General features: G+C 39.4%; 11 protein-coding genes. 5 read left to right on the top strand and 6 right to left on the bottom strand.

From position 1 onward, the window contains the following. Nucleotides 1-46: 46 nt before the first annotated feature. From bshB1 to ccsA, 3 genes are read right to left on the bottom strand one after another with little or no spacing between them, the layout of a single operon-like run. Entirely contained in the window at nt 47-751 is a 705-nt protein-coding gene (gene bshB1 / locus BN8061_RS00260) for a bacillithiol biosynthesis deacetylase BshB1 (RefSeq protein ID WP_068595181.1), read from the bottom strand. 8 nt (nt 752-759) lie between these two features. Then, a complete protein-coding gene (locus tag BN8061_RS00255) occupies nt 760-1,347 on the bottom strand; it encodes a glutathione peroxidase (protein ID WP_068595179.1) in 588 nt (195 codons plus the stop codon). Between the two features lie 48 nt (nt 1,348-1,395). Next, complete coding sequence (gene ccsA, locus BN8061_RS00250) at nt 1,396-4,656, bottom strand: cytochrome c biogenesis protein CcsA (protein ID WP_068595177.1); 3,261 nt, start codon at nt 4,654-4,656, stop codon at nt 1,396-1,398. 213 nt (nt 4,657-4,869) lie between these two features. On the opposite strand from ccsA, the gene BN8061_RS00245 reads away from it, so the two are divergent. Further along, a complete protein-coding gene (locus BN8061_RS00245; RefSeq protein WP_068595537.1) occupies nt 4,870-5,397 on the top strand; it encodes a DJ-1/PfpI/YhbO family deglycase/protease in 528 nt (175 codons plus the stop codon). A gap of 35 nt (nt 5,398-5,432) precedes the next feature. On the opposite strand, the gene BN8061_RS00240 is transcribed toward BN8061_RS00245, so the two are convergent. The 3 genes from BN8061_RS00240 to BN8061_RS00230 form a co-directional block, all read right to left on the bottom strand. Then, entirely contained in the window at nt 5,433-7,451 is a 2,019-nt protein-coding gene (locus BN8061_RS00240; RefSeq protein WP_068595174.1) for a M3 family metallopeptidase, read from the bottom strand. Nucleotides 7,452-7,494: 43 nt separating this feature from the next. Then, nucleotides 7,495-8,283 carry a M15 family metallopeptidase gene (locus BN8061_RS00235; RefSeq protein WP_068595172.1) on the bottom strand — a complete coding sequence of 263 codons (789 nt, stop codon included), beginning with the start codon at nt 8,281-8,283 and terminating at the stop codon, nt 7,495-7,497. 261 nt (nt 8,284-8,544) lie between these two features. Continuing rightward, entirely contained in the window at nt 8,545-9,039 is a 495-nt protein-coding gene (locus BN8061_RS00230) for an SPOR domain-containing protein (RefSeq protein WP_068595170.1), read from the bottom strand. Between the two features lie 278 nt (nt 9,040-9,317). Between BN8061_RS00230 and BN8061_RS00225 the strand changes: the two genes are divergently transcribed. Genes BN8061_RS00225 through BN8061_RS00210 form a run of 4 tightly spaced genes read left to right on the top strand, consistent with a single transcriptional unit; the run spans nt 9,318 to nt 15,917 of the window. Next, on the top strand, nt 9,318-10,727 hold the full coding sequence (locus BN8061_RS00225; RefSeq protein ID WP_068595168.1) for a c-type cytochrome: 1,410 nt from the start codon (nt 9,318-9,320) through the stop codon (nt 10,725-10,727). Between the two features lie 22 nt (nt 10,728-10,749). After that, the gene (locus tag BN8061_RS00220; RefSeq protein ID WP_068595167.1) at nt 10,750-13,926 is read left to right on the top strand and encodes a TAT-variant-translocated molybdopterin oxidoreductase; all 3,177 of its coding nucleotides are present in this window, start codon (nt 10,750-10,752) and stop codon (nt 13,924-13,926) included. A gap of 34 nt (nt 13,927-13,960) precedes the next feature. Then, nucleotides 13,961-15,364, top strand: coding sequence for an NrfD/PsrC family molybdoenzyme membrane anchor subunit (gene nrfD / locus BN8061_RS00215; protein WP_068595164.1), 1,404 nt, complete (start codon nt 13,961-13,963; stop codon nt 15,362-15,364). Then, complete coding sequence (locus BN8061_RS00210) at nt 15,345-15,917, top strand: DUF3341 domain-containing protein (RefSeq protein WP_394330287.1); 573 nt, start codon at nt 15,345-15,347, stop codon at nt 15,915-15,917. The genes nrfD and BN8061_RS00210 overlap by 20 nt, the downstream gene beginning before the upstream one ends. Nucleotides 15,918-15,986: the final 69 nt, after the last annotated feature.

The raw sequence follows: 15,986 nt of genomic DNA, 5'->3' as shown, positions 1-15,986 counted from the left end.
TATAATATTGAAATCTTGTAATATCAAAGAAAAAATGTAGAAAAGATTAAATAATATCATCAAGTGATTGAACGCCAATGTATCTACGAGCGATAAATCCTTCGCCTGCCTCCGTGCCAATCAATCGACCTAAGTCCCAAGCTCGATAGCGGATAGAGTTGGTGAAATTTTCAGACGAAATTGCTGTAGCGGGCTGGTCGTTCAATTTTGGGTTGTAAAATTGGGTCTGATACGCCATGCAAGAGGCTACTTTTTTGTCCAAAAAACCACTGATGTCCATCACAAATGTTGGTTCGAGCGGTAACCATTGAATGTAGTGGAAGTGTTTGTTTGGTCGCCATGCCGGCTCATTGGTTTCGATTTTTGGTAAGCCCGCAAGAAAAACCGCAGTATCGATTAGCTTAGAGGCTTTGCCATGATCTGGGTGTCGATCGTGAGGCGCGTTGCTCAGAATGATTTCGGGTTTGTATTTTCTGATGACTTCGACCAATTTTAGTTGATGTTCGGGATCATCGGTGAAGAATCCGTCGGAAAAACCTAAATTCTCTCTCACCGTTATGCCCAATATTTCTGCGGCGTCTTCTGCCTCTTGTTTTCGGATTTCTGCTGTGCCTCGCGTGCCGAGTTCGCCCTGTGTGAGGTCTACAATACCAACTTTTTTACCGTTGGCAATCAATTTGGCAATGGTGCCGCCACAGCCCAATTCTACATCGTCTGGATGCGCTCCGATGGCTAAGATGTCCAATTTCATTGAGGTTATTATTTATTTTCGATCCAAGCGATGATTTCTTCGCTTTCGGGTTCAACTTTCGATGGATAATCGGTTGCGAGGGTTCCGTCTTCGTTGATCAGAAATTTATGGAAATTCCAGCCGACTGTCGCATCTTCTAATCCGTTCAATTCTTTTTTAGTCAAGAATTTGAAAATTTCATTCTGATTTTTTCCTTTTACATCGCTTTTGGTCATGAGCGGAAAAGTAACGCCATAATTCAGTTTGCAGAAGTTTGCAATCTCTTCGTTGTTGTCGTATTCTTGTCCCATGAAATTGTCTGATGGAAAGCCGATGACCATTAAACCTTGGTCTTTGTATCGCTGATAAATGCGTTCCAATCCCTCGTATTGCTTGGTGTATCCGCATTTCGAAGCCGTATTGACGATGATTATTTTTTTACCTTTTAGGTCGGCAAAATTATAGGTTTCGCCGTTTATATCTTCGAAGCTGTAGGAATAAATATTGGGTAAATGCATGCTTTTTTCTTTTTGTAAATTGAGGTTTTTATCTTGTTTCTGTGCGTTGCAAGCTAGAAAACTCAGGGCAATTAGGCTGATTGAAATGTATTTTATCATGTTTTTTTAATTATAAATGTACAAAAAAAGCACCATAAGTGCTTTTTTCTATTTTTGATGAGATTTTTTGTATCCTATTCTAGAAGCTACGCTTAGCAAAAGCATTCCCAGCGCTGTGAGATAAACCCAAAGTGGAATTGGAATGGGGTCGCCTGCAGCGTAGGAATGTAGCCCTGATAGGTAATAATTCACGCCGAAATATGTCATGATGACGGTCCAAATAGACCACATCGCCGCAATGTTATACGTCCACAATCCGCGTAAGCCTGGAACCAAACGCATGTGCAGTACAAAAGCGTAGACTATAACCGAGATGAATGCCCAAGTTTCTTTCGGGTCCCATGACCAGTATCGTCCCCAAGATTCGTTTGCCCACATTCCGCCCAAGAAAGTTCCTACGGTAAGCAGAAAGATTCCAATGGTGAGGGATATTTCGTTTACGTACGCCATTTCTTTCAGCGAGATTTTTATTTTTTCGTTGGATTTAAACAGCATCATAATCAATGAGAAAACAGACAAGACTGCACTTAGACCAAAGAAACCGTAACTCGACACGATGATAGCAACGTGAATGATGAGCCAATAAGATTTGAGTACGGGTACCAAGGGTGTAATTTGTGGGTCGAGCATAGAGCCACCGTGTGCAAATCCCATCATGATGACTGCCACCATAGCGCCTGTTGCGGGTATAAAAGCATTTCTATTCTTGTGTAAAATAAGTCCAGACAATACACCTACCCACGAGATAAAGACGATGGCTTCGTAACCGTTGGACCAGGGTGCGTGACCAGTAAGGTACCATCTTACGCCCAATCCTATCGCTTGTATTGCGAAAACAATAATGGTAAGAAGGATGAAGAAATTGGTCAGGTATTTCAAGAATTTCGATTCTCTGAAGAGTTGGACGAATGCTAATATGACCAAAGCTCCACCAATAAAGGTATAAGCAATCATGATCCAAAAGAAAATGTTTGCTTTGTTATACATCACCTCAACTTCTATTTTTTTGGCTGAAGGAATTACATTTTTACCCCATTTGTGCTGATAATCTTCGATGTAATTGATCGCATTGTCTGCTGGTCTCCAATCGCCCGATTCGATTCCTTTGGATACCATGTTGAAGTAGACGCTGATAAGCCCCAATGCCATGGTGTCGATTTCTACTGGATTTTCTTTGCCTTGATAAATCCAAGAAGTCCAGCGCTCCGAAGGGTCGTTTTGTACCGGGATAATCTTCAACTGATAGCCTTTCGCAGTATTGTCTAGAATATTGAATCGCTCGGTTACGTTGATCACTTCGTTGTCGAATTTTGAACGCTCGGCAGGTTTTTTAGAAAATGATTTATTGTATTGTTCATCCAAAACATAGCGAGTCGTTTTTGGGTCGATGAGGTTCATTAGCGAAGTATAGCCCTCATCATTGGCTTTGGTCAAGCGTTTCAGTTCTGGACCGCCAGAATTGTTCACTTTGATTATCGGTGCATTTGCCCAATACGCCGGGTCTAGCTGAATGGCTATAAACCACTGATCCGAACTCAATCCATGGTATTTATCTTTTTTATAAATTTTTCTCAGGATGTCCAACGATTGCGTATTGATGGGTTTGATTCTCCCCTCATAATCTTGAATCATAAGATGGCCAAAGCGTTCGGCATGTGCTTTAGGAATTTTTATTTTGCTCACCAACTCTTGCGGATTGTCCATTTCTTTGGCAAACGATTGCACCTGTTCAGGAGTATGAACGGTAGCTGATTCTTCTTGTGCGTGAATATGTTGCTGATTATCTGTTGTCTGAGCGAAAGTCAACGAGCTGATTAAAAATAAAGGAATCAAGACGTTGGTCTTTTTTTGATGAAGACTTTTCAACAAAGCATTCAACTGCCAGAATCGGGTTCCCTTCCAAAACAAGGTGACAAACATACTGGTAAATAATAAGAAATAACCTAAATAGGTAATATTTGTTCCCCACCAATCTTGGTTCACAGAAAGTATAGTTCCTTGTTCATTTGGGAAATAACTTGCTTGGAAAAATCGATAACCTTTATGATCCATCACATTGTTCATATAAATATGTTCAGGCGTTTCTTTGCCATCGTCTATTACGGTAATTTTACTCTCGAAAGAAGATGGATTGGTAGAGCCCGGATAACGCTCTAAAATGAAATCATCCAATCGTATGCTGAATGGAATTTTTACTGCTTTAGAGCCATATCCAAGCGAAATATTCAGTCCGTCGAGCGTGGTGTCTGCGGTATAATTGGTTTGTCCGCGACCGCCAACGATTACAACGGTATCTTTTTTGTCGCCAACCGAAACTTCTGCAAAGATTGCTCCAGGCAAATCTTTCTCATCTTGTTTGAATTTCGATCCTTGAGAATATTGTACTTTACCCGTAAACGGAGGCAAAGGCGCAACAAATTGTATGTCTTGGATAGCGTATAGCGATCGCAATCTGAAAGGTTCTTCGGTGTTGAAACTCAATTTTCCAGCTCCAGCTTTGAATTTTTCTTCATCGGTAATCATTCCCATTTGTTGACCTTGCATCGCAACATACTCACCTTCGAACGGCGATTTGATCCACATTTGTCCGTTTGCGTCTTCACGTATCTGGATGCTTCCTTCCATCGGGCGGTTGAAGGTTACCAACAAACCGTTTACACTTTTAATTTCTCCGCTTCTAATAAAAACAGATTGGCGTCCGTTTTGACCCACCGTCACCAACTCCAAAATTCGTTCGCCCGAATTGGTTTTTACAATCGTGTCAAGCGCATGCGGGATATAGTCGAATGTTTTGAGTTTGACCAATTTGTCTTTGAATTGGTATTTCCCTTCGAAATGGCGATAGAAAAGGGCAGAAGTGCTGTCTTTTCGATCGAAATAAGTTACTTGATATTCGTGATTGTCATACGCCAAACGCTGTTCTTCGTCGTCTATGATCAATTTGAAATACGATTTGTCTGATATGATTTCGTTTGTCGTTTCGCCCTCTGCAATAGGCATTTGCCCTTCGAACGAAATGTATCGGGTTACCGCACCACCAATAAAAATGAATAAAAATGCAATATGAAAAACGAAAACTGGCAGTTTTTTGAACGACCACAAATCGTATCGTTTGATATTGGCAATAAAAAGAACGATCAACCAAACCATCAAAATTTCGAACCATTTCGCTTCATAAATCAAAGCTTTTGCAGTCATGGTATCGTAATCATTTTCAACAAAAGTGGCAATCGCCATCGCGATGGCATAGACCAATAAAAGGACTGCCATTGTTCGAGTCGAAAAGAAAAATTTCTCTATTTTATTCATCTTTAGATTTTGACATACAAAAATAGGTTAGTTCGTTAGAATTTCAGGTTATTTTTCGATGATTTTTATTAGAGCGTTGCCCGGTTTTTAGTTAAAATTTTACTAAAATTTAATCAAAGGAGATATTATTGTTATAAATTGTAAAAAAATATAGTTCACAAACGATCAAGTAGGAATGAAAGTTGCAGCTTGAGAAGGAAAAAAATGTACGATATGAATAAAAGAGTTGCGATATTAACAGCAGAAGGTTTTGAAGAAGTAGAATTGACTTCGCCTAAAAAGGTCTTAGAAGATGCCGGATACAAGGTAGATATTGTATCGCCAGTCGATGATCCGATAAAATCGTGGGCAGAAACGAATTGGGGTGAAGAGTTTACGGTAGATCGGAACATTAACAAAGAAGAGGTGAAAGTCTCTGATTATGATGCGCTTATTTTGCCTGGTGGCGTGCTGAATCCTGATCAATTGCGAGAATGTAAAAGATCGATGCAGCTGATCAAAGATTTTATGGATGCTAAAAAAACTATTGCTGCCATTTGTCACGGACCACAAAGTCTGATAGAAGCAGAAGTAATTAAGGGCAAGACACTTACTTCTTACAAATCGATTCAGAAAGATTTGACCAATGCTGGGGCAAATTGGATTGATAAAGATGTCGTAATCGATGGAAATCTTATTACCTCCAGAACTCCAGCAGACCTCGCAAGGTTCAATAAAGCAATCTTAGAGGCTTTGAAATAACAAAAAACTCAACTGAAAAGTTGAGTTTTTTGTTTTTATCTTAGAATTCCAGCGCGTTTTAGCAAGGCTTCGTTATTTGGTTTTTTACCTCTGAAGTTTTCGTAAAGCTTCATCGGTTCTACCGTTCCACCACTAGAGAGAAGAGTGTAATATTTCTTTGCAATTTCGGCGTTGAAAATTCCATTTTCTTTGAAATAAGCAAACGCATCTGCATCCAAAACTTCGGCCCATTTGTACGAATAATATCCAGAAGAATATCCGCCTTGGAAAATATGCGAAAAAGAAGTGCTCATATTGGTACGATGCATCACCGGATACAAGCGTGTAGAGTCGAATGTTTGTTGTTCGTATTGATAAACATCGTCAATCCCCGACGGGTCTGCAGCGTGCCAAGCCATATCCAACAGCCCAAAACTTAGTTGGCGTACCGTTTGGTATCCTTCCATAAAATTGGCTGCATTTTTTACCTTGTCAATCAAATCCTGCGGAATGATTTCACCTGTTTCGTAATGCTTGGCAAAAAGTTGTAGCGCTTCGGGTTCGTAACAATAATTTTCTAAAAACTGTGAAGGTAATTCTACAAAATCCCAATAGACATTCGTTCCTGCCAAACTCTCGTAAGTGGTGTTGGCCAACATTGCGTGCAATGCGTGCCCAAATTCATGAAACAACGTGGTCACCTCTAAAAATGTCAACAGCGAAGGCGTGGATGCAGTGGGTGGTGTGAAATTGCAAACAATGGAAACTTGCGGAATTTTTTGATGGTTGTTGACTTTAGAACCATCACGAAAAGTTGTCATCCACGCTCCAGGTCTTTTCCCAGGTCTAGGGAAGAAATCGGTGTACAAGACGCTTATTCGATTGTTTTGCGCATCGAGCACGTCATAAACTTTTACATCTGGATGATAAGTATCGATTTCGGCGTTTTCGACAAATTGTAGACCAAAAAGTTTTTTAGCCACTTCGAATGCTCCGTTTATTACATTTTCTAACTTGAAGTAAGGCTTCAATTCTTCATCCGACAGACTAAATTTTTGCTGTTTTAATTTTTCTGCAAAATACGCGTGATCCCATGGTTGCAACGGGTTGATGCCTTCGGTTTTCTCTGCGAATTTCGATAAATTCTCGATTTCTTTTTCTGCAAAAGGTTTAGCTTTTTGCAAAAGATCGTTCAAGAATTCGTTTACTGTCTCGGGATTTTTTGCCATTCGCTCTTCCAATACATAATCGGCATGACTTTTATAACCCAACAATTGCGCTCGTTGATGACGAAGATTTACAATTTTCAAAATATTTTTTTCGTTGTTGAACGCATTCTCCTGAAAACCTTTTGTACCGTTTGCCAAATACATCTTTTCTCTCAATTCTCTGTTTTTGGCGTATTGCATAAACGGCAGGTAACTCGGTGCTTGCAGAGTAAAAATCCATCCTGTTTTTCCTTGAGTTTTAGCGGTTTCCTGTGCTTGATCTTTCACATAATCGGGCAAACCTTCTAAAAGCGATTTATCATCGATTTGCAAATGATAAGCATTGGTTTCGGCGAGCACGTTTTCGCCAAATTTCAAGGTCAATTGTGCAAGTTCTTTGTCTATTTCTCTAAGTTTTTGTTGCTCCTCTGGCGAGAGATTTGCACCATTTCTTGCAAAAGATTTATATTGTTTGGAAAGCAAATAATTTTGTTCATCGGTCAAATCTTCGTTCTCACGGTTTTCGTAAACTTGCTTCACTCGTTCGAACAAATGCTGATTCAGGCGTATATCGTTGGCAAACTCGCTCAACGCAGGCGAAATTTCTTGTGCGATTTGTTGCATTTCGTCTGTTGTTTCGGCAGAATTCAGGTTAAAAAATATAGAAGTCGCCCTGTTGAGTGTCTCTCCCGATAATTCCATCGCTTCTATGGTGTTGCGAAAATTTGGCGTTTCGGAGTTGTTGGCGATGCTATCTATTTCTTGTCGTGCAAGCTCGATTGCTTGTAAAATTGCAGGTTTGTAGTCTACTGTTTTAATTTTAGAAAAAGGCGGAAATTCAAATTTTTCTAATAAAGGATTTTGCATAGTTATTGATAAGGTGTTTTTGCATTAAGGTATTTTTGAATGCTTATTTTAATGATGGATTGATGTCCAAAATATTATCGTTAATATATTGTTGTATAAATAATTCGTCAAAAGCATCACTTCCCGATAATTTGTTTTTTTTCAATAGGTTAGTGATGTCTAAGGTGAGGTATTCTTGCAACATGGGCTGACTGATTTTTTTGTACGAAAAATGCCACGGTTCGTATTTGAAACCTTTACGATTTTCATCGTTGGTATACACCAGATAAAAACCAAATTTTTCGGCGTTTTCGTCTAGCCATACCTTGAATGCATGCATTTGCCCACCCGCATTGAAGTGTTTTTCGTGCAACGGATCTTTTGGATAGCCTTTACTGATGTCGATGATGTCCAAATCGGTTCCCCAATGGTGGCGAGAAGTTCCAGGAATTGTCGAATATTCAATTATTTTTCTGATGTTTTCTTCGGTCGATAAACCTCGATTTTTGTTGGCTTTAAATTTTCTCTCCCAAATCCCTTTTTGATATGTAAAATTTCGATAACTTGACACCACCCGAATATTGAAACCTGCTTTTTTGGCTTCAGCTCGCATCGCTTCGAATGCATCGGCAACTTCTGGTAGCAAATGGTAATCTTTTCCTTTCATGGTCGGATTTGCTTTGCCTAATAATTCCTCATCAGAAAATTGCCTCACTTTTTCGGCATTGGTTTGTTGCGTTTCATCAACTTCTATTTCGTTTTCGTTGTTCGGCTGTTTTTGAGCACAGCTCGGTGAGAAGATAGAAAGCCCGGAAGCGAGTAGAAAGTGTTTTATCGGAAATTTTACAATCATGAAATAATAAATCGGTTAAATGCTAATTTTAGTCAAAATTAAAGATTCTAAGTGGAAGTTTTGGTTATCATTATCCTAAAATTCTAATCAAGAATGCATTTTTGCTGTCGGAAATAATTTAGGTTTCAGCTTGTAAATTCGACTTAAAATATAAAGCACAATCATCTATAAGAATAACCTTAAATTATCTTAAATAGATTATTGTAAAAAATAGTTGAAAAAGCCAAACGCATCAAAATTGATGCGTTGCTCGTTCGAAAATTATTTTGCTCTTCTACACAGAATGCGGTATTGTATAGGAAAGGCGCTGTTGTATTTTCCTTTTATTTTTCTGATATCGGCGTTTGCAGAACTTCTCGTGAAATAATCACCCACCAACACGCGGTAGTCTGGTGCCATATATGCGGTTTCGGCCGAGAAAGAAGGGAAACTTCTCGAGAATTCTTCTTTTACTTTGTTGGCTTGTGCACGGTCTTTTGAGTAATAGACTTGTATTTTGTAGCCCGGCATTTGTGTTTTTCCAGCGCAAGGGTCAGAGGTGTTTGGTTTTGGTCTCGACGTGTTCGTTGTGGGTGCAGGTCTTGTGCTTGCGACTGGGCAAGATGTTTTTTCTATAGAAGTAATGTAGCGATTTATTTCTGGGTCCATTTCAATCATTACTGTACCATTATTTTGTACAATCAGTGTATCGATTGTTTCTTGTGCAAAACTAATTGAGCATAGGAAAACAATGAGTAATGAAAATAAATTCTTCATGTAGATTGAGGATTAAAAATTTTTACAAATATAAATGTTTCATTCGAAAACTATTCCAAATTAATTTCTTAATCTCATTTATCTTGTTCGAATTGATTGTTATAGTAGCGTTTTCGGATAAAAACTTGGATTGTTGTTATTTAGAATAGTTTTAAATTGGTCAAAATGATAAAGTTCATTACCGTTTCTTTATGATTTTATTAAGTATTGAGCCTATTTTTGTCTGCAATAAAGCGTTCAAATTTTAACTAAGAAAACAACGAACTTATAATAAGTAAATGAAGGCAAGAATTCTAACAAGGTTACGTCTATGGAGTGCAGTGGCTATGATGGCTGGTTTCTCCATTGCTAATGCTCAGGGAGATGCTGGAAATGGGTACGATTTATTCAACACTCATTGTACAGCGTGTCACCAAATCGATGGGCAGTTAATTGGTCCAGAAATGAGAAATGTTGTGAGTCGCTTGCAAGAAGAGCAAGGGCTTGGTACAGATTGGTTGCATTTATGGATTAAAGACAACAAAGCGTTAAGAGAATCGGGAGACCGATATGCAAACGAGGTGTACGCAAAATACAACAACCAAGAGATGTTGGCGTTTACATCGTTGAGCGATTCGGATATTGATGATATCTTGGCGTACACTTCTGATCCTGAAGGTGGGCAACAAGCTTTTGAAGATGCTAAAAAAGCAGCTGAGGCAGCCAATGCTCCAGCAAAATCTGATGGTGGTTCAGCCAACACGGGTGTCATTGCAGTCGGATTTGTTGTTTTAGCAGCCTTGTTGTTGTGGATTTTATTGCGCGTAAATGCGTTGGTAAGCGCAACACGAGCAGGAAGTTTGACAGAAGATACCTTGAATAAGGCTGTTTCGTTCAACGAAATGGTTCAAAAATACAAGCCAGTAGGTTTGGCAGGTTTAGGATTGTTAGGGCTGATCGTTCTTTACGCTGTGTATTGGGGATTGATGGGAATTGGAGTAGATAAAGGTTACGAGCCAGAACAACCGATCTATTTCTCGCATAAAGTTCACGCAGACATCCAAGGAATCGATTGTCAATACTGTCACAGTTCTGCAAAATATGGCAAAGTGTCAGGAATCCCGTCTACCAATGTTTGTATGAATTGTCACAAAACAATCAAAGAATATCGCGGAGATTACTTCGAAGAAGAGTTAGTGAATTCTGGAAAATTCGCCTCTGCAGATGATGTGAAAAAATTCTATACTGGTGAAATCCAAAAAATGTATAAAGCAATCGGTTGGAATCCGGAAACAAACAAATACGAAGGAAATCAAAAACCAATCGAATGGGTGAGAATCCACAACATGCCAGATTTTGTTTATTTCTCTCATGCACAACACGTTGTTGCAGGTGAAAAAGCAATTTTAAAAGCAATTCAAGAAGGAACAATCCCAAATGCAAAAGAGCTTAACCTAAGTGCAGACAGTCAAGTTTGTTTTGCGTGTCACGGACAAGTGAACCAAATGAACGAAGTGAAAATGGCGAACGACTTCACTATGGGATGGTGTATCGAATGTCACCGTACAACAGAGGTTGACATGAACAATGAGTACAATAAAGAATATTACGCAGAGCTACACGAGAAATTGAAAAAACAATACGGTGACGCAACGAAAATTACAGTTGATGCTATCGGTGGTTTAGAGTGTGGTAAATGTCATTATTAATATAATTAAAAGAGGACTATAAATGGCTTCGAAGAAAAATTACTGGAGAAGTTTTGAGGAGTTAACTGATTCTAATTTGAACGAACAGTTGACTACCAATGAGTTTGCAGAAGAAATTCCTGTTGATGAATTCTTAGGCAACCAAAATGCCATGGAGAATACGAAGACTTCACGACGTGACTTTTTGAAAATCTTAGGATTTAGTACAGCTGCAGTTACATTAGCAGCCTGTGAAGCACCAATCGTAAAGTCTGTTCCTTACGTAGTGAAACCCAATGATGTTACACCAGGTGTGCCAACATACTATGCATCAACCATTTTCGATGGTTACGATTATGCAAATGTATTGGTGAGAACGCGTGAAGGAAGACCTATTCGTATCGATGCTAATAAAGACGCAAAATTCTATGGTTCTACAAATGCTAGAGTACAAGCGTCGGTATTATCATTATATGATGCAGATAAGGTGAAAAATCCGTTGGTGAAAACAGGGGCAAATAGTTTCAAAGCAACTTCTTGGAAAGATCTTGATACAAAAGTTGTGAATGCCTTGAATAATTTAGGAGGAAAAAAAGCAGTGATCCTCACCAGCTCATTGCCATCGCCTACTACAAAAAAATTGATTCAAGACTTCAAATCAAAATACCCAAATGTTGAACACGTAATCTTTGATGCAGTAAGCTATTCTAATGCTTTAGATGCAGCAGAAGATATTTTCGGAAAAAGAGAATTACCTTTCTATGACTTTTCGTCGTCAGAATTGGTAGTGTCGTTCAACGCAGATTTCTTAGGAGATTACAACGGTGGCGGAATGGAAGGCTCTTACGCAGCTGCACGCAAACCAGGACCAAATATGTTGCGCCATATTCAAGTTGAATCTGCTATGACACTTACTGGTGCCAATGCAGATACCCGTATTCCTAAGAAATTTACCGATACAGAAAAATTATTAGCAGAAGTTTATACTGTTTTAACGGGAGGATCGGCAAGCCCAGAGGCTACCGCAATTGCCAATGAAATAAAAGCTAAAGGTTCTAAAGCCGTGGTATTGGCAGACGGATCCAAAGAAGCTTTTGCCGTTGCTTTTGCCATCAACCAAATACTTGGTTCTACCGCAGTTACGAATAAAGCTGTAAAATTGAAGGAGTCGAACGACCGTTTGTTCAACCAATTTATTGCAGATGCAAACGCTGGAAATGTTGGCGTATTGATTTCATATCAAGCCAATCCTTTGTATGCATCATCGCAAGCCAAATCGTTAAAATCAGCTTTAGCTAAAATTGCTTTAAAAGTGGCCTTGTCTGAAAAGATGGATGAAACCACAAATGAAGCAGATTTAATAGCACCAGTAACGCATGCTCTAGAATCATGGAATGATTTCAATCCGCTGACAGGTGTTTATTCGTTACAACAACCAACAATTGCTAGAGTTTTTGACTCTCGTCAATTCCAAGACTCTTTGATCACTTGGTTGAAAGGTACATCCGTAGTAACGAAAGTAGAGGATCCGAACGATCCAACCTTGATGATGGCAACATCAGACTCGGTACAAAAAGTTTCGGCATATTACGAATACCTAAAAGAAAATTGGGAATCAACTATTCTACCACAATTGGGAATAGCGTTCAATAAAGCATTATATAACGGATATAATGAAACTGCTGAAACCACTGATTTTGTAGGAAACACCAGTATGGCTACCCCTTATGCGGCAAAACTAGCACAAGCTAAAGCATCAACTTGGGAAATTCAATTCTACACCAAATCTGGTTTAGGAGATGGAACTCAGGCAAACAACCCTTGGTTGCAAGAATTACCAGACCCAGTTACGCGTAACTCATGGGATAATTATTTGACCGTAAACCCTTTGGATGCAGAAAGTTTAGGCATTAAAATTCAAGATAATTACAATGTTCACAACGGACGTATGCAATTCGACGGAGAATATGTAGATCTAACGGTGAACGGAGTGAAATTAGAAAAAGTTCCAGTATTTATTCAGCCTGGTCAAGCGCGTGGATCTGTTGGTTTGGCATTGGGTTATGGACGAACACATGCTGGTAAAGTTGGGAACAACATTGGGGTGAATGCTTACGCATTGTACCGCGGTGTGATGGGCGCAACGGCTGTAACAATAGAGAAATCAAATACATCAGACAAGCATCCGTTTGCTAACATGCAACAACAACCAACATTGATGGGACGTTATGAAATTGCTCGCGAAGTTTCGTTGGATGATTTCATCAACAGACCAAGAGAAGAGTGGAACGAGTTGGGCGTAATGCCAACTTGGAAAGGATTGACTCCTGAAAAAGAAGTTGACCTATGGACGACGCATGATAGAAGTGTTGGACCACACTTCAAATTATCGATCGATATGAATGCTTGTACAGGATGTGGTGCTTGTGTTATCGCATGTCAAGCAGAAAATAATGTACCAGTTGTAGGTAAAGACGAAATCCGTATGTCTCGTGATATGTATTGGTTGCGTATAGACCGCTATTATTCAGATATTACGGACAACACTTTGACCCAAAAAGTTGCTTTAGAAGGTCCAAATATGGATGGAAACGGCGATGGATTGAATGAACCACAACAGTACAAATTATTGATTCAACCACAGGCAGAAAATCCAGATGTGATTTTCCAACCGATCATGTGTCAGCACTGTAACCACGCTCCTTGTGAGACTGTTTGTCCGGTAGCTGCTACATCACACGGTCGCCAGGGTCAGAATATGATGGCATACAATCGTTGTATTGGTACTCGTTACTGTGCAAACAACTGTCCTTACAAAGTAAGACGTTTCAACTGGTTCAATTATGCTCAAAACGACAAGTTCGATTTCCATATGAACAACGATTTTGGTCGAATGGTTTTGAACCCAGATGTTGTAGTACGTACAAGAGGGGTAATGGAAAAATGTTCTTTCTGTATTCAACAAACGCAAGCTGTAATCTTGAAAGCTAAAAAAGAAAACAGAAGAGTAGCAGATAACGAATTCAAAGATGCAGCAGCTTGTGCTGCAGCATGTTCGACAGGAGCGATGGTATTTGGTGATATCAACGATGAATCGAGCGAAGTGAAAAAATTATCTGCAAGCGAACGTTCATATGTATTGTTAGAAGAAGTTGGAACACAACCCAATGTATTCTATCATGTGAAAGTAAGAAACCGAAAAGAACAGAAAAAAGCATAATTAATTATTAAAGAATTTTATAAGGTAATAAGATATGTCACATTACGAATCACCTCTTAGAGAACCTCTAATATTAGGACATAAGTCTTACCACGACATTACCGTAGATATTGCTCGTCCTATCGAGAATAGATCTGGTAAATTATGGTGGACAGCTTTTGGTATAGCCTTTCTAGGATTCCTATTATTTGTAGGATGTGTATTTTACACAGTAGGTACAGGTATTGGAGTTTGGGGGTTAAACCGAACAATTAACTGGGGTTGGGATATTACCAACTTCGTATGGTGGGTAGGTATTGGTCACGCTGGTACTTTGATTTCTGCGGTATTGTTACTCTTCCGTCAGAAGTGGAGAATGTCGGTCAACCGTTCTGCCGAAGCCATGACTATTTTTGCGGTAGTACAAGCAGGGATGTTCCCTATGATCCACATGGGTCGTATTTGGTTAGCCTATTGGGTAATGCCAATTCCGAACCAATTTGGTTCTTTGTGGCCAAACTTCAACTCACCCTTACTTTGGGACGTGTTTGCGATCTCGACCTACTTCTCGGTATCAGTTGTATTCTGGTTTATAGGTTTGATGCCAGACTTCGCAATGGTACGAGATAGAGCAACCAAACCCTTTTCAAAGAAAATTTACGGCATTCTATCTTTCGGGTGGGGAGGTAGAGCAAAACACTGGCAACGTTTCGAAGAAGTTACTCTTGTATTGGCCGGACTTTGTACGCCGTTAGTATTCTCGGTACACACCATCGTATCGTTCGACTTCGCAACGTCGGTAATCAAAGGATGGCACTCTACCGTATATCCACCTTATTTCGTGGCAGGAGCAATCTTCTCTGGATTTGCCATGGTGCAAACTTTGTTGAGCGTCATGCGTAAAGTATTGCACTATGAAGATTATATTACACGCAAACACATCGAGTATATGAATATTGTAATCATCGTAACAGGTGGTATGGTAGCAGTAGCTTACCTTACCGAGTTGTGGGTGGCATGGTATTCTGGATCACGATACGAAGACTTTACCTATTTCTCTCCAGGTGCAGCAACAGGACCATATTGGTGGGCATTCTGGGCATTGATAGTATGTAATGTTTTAGTACCTGGATTATTGTGGATACGATCAATCAGAAGATCATTTTTGTGGACTTTCATCATCTCGATTGTTGTAAACATCGGAATGTGGTTCGAGCGTTTTGATATCATCGTGATCAACTTGTCTCGTGACTACTTACCATCGAGCTGGACAATGTTTATGCCTTCGTGGGTTGACGTTGGGATCTTCATTGGAACAAACGGATTCTTCTTTGTACTTTACTTGTTGTACGCACGTACATTCCCAGTAATTTCACAGGCAGAATTAAAAACTATTTTGAAATCATCAGGCGAAAGCTATAAAAAACATCATACAGAAGATGAGCATCACGGACACTAAAATCGTTTATGGTCTTTACGGAGACGACGATGATTTAATGCAGGCAGTAAAAAATATTCGTAACAAGAATATTGAGATCGAAGAAGTTTATACACCTTTTCCAGTTCACGGATTGGATAAAGCATTAGGATTAAAGAAAACTCGTATTTCGGATATCGCATTTTTCTATGGATTATTCGGAACTACCCTAGCGGTAACCATGACGTGGTTCTTCATGAATCACGATTGGCCACAAGATATCGGAGGTAAGCCTTCTTTCTCTTGGGGACAAAATATGCCCGCTTTCGTGCCGGTGATGTTCGAGTTGACGGTTTTTTGTGCAGCACACTTTATGTCGCTTACCTATTTGGTTCGAAACAAAATGTATCCTGGAGCCAAAGCACAAAACCCAGACCCTAGAACCACCGACGATAAGTTTTTGATTGAAATCCATACAAATGACGTAGAAACGATCAAAAATTTATTCGTAGAAACAGGGGCAGAAGAAGTAACTGTAAGATCGAATGAACCTGTGGTTGAGAAAAGTATTAATCAAGTTGAAGAAGCGAACTAATGAAAAAGACTATCTTATTTTTATTCGCAGGTGGTTTGTTAGTAACTGCTTGTTCAGATAAACAAAGAA

Origin of the sequence: Vaginella massiliensis (assembly GCF_900089075.1) — a bacterium.
In the GTDB taxonomy this organism is placed as follows: domain Bacteria; phylum Bacteroidota; class Bacteroidia; order Flavobacteriales; family Weeksellaceae; genus Weeksella; species Weeksella massiliensis_A.
Note: the sequence above shows the minus strand (reverse complement) of the source record. Positions and strands in the feature narration are given on the sequence as shown.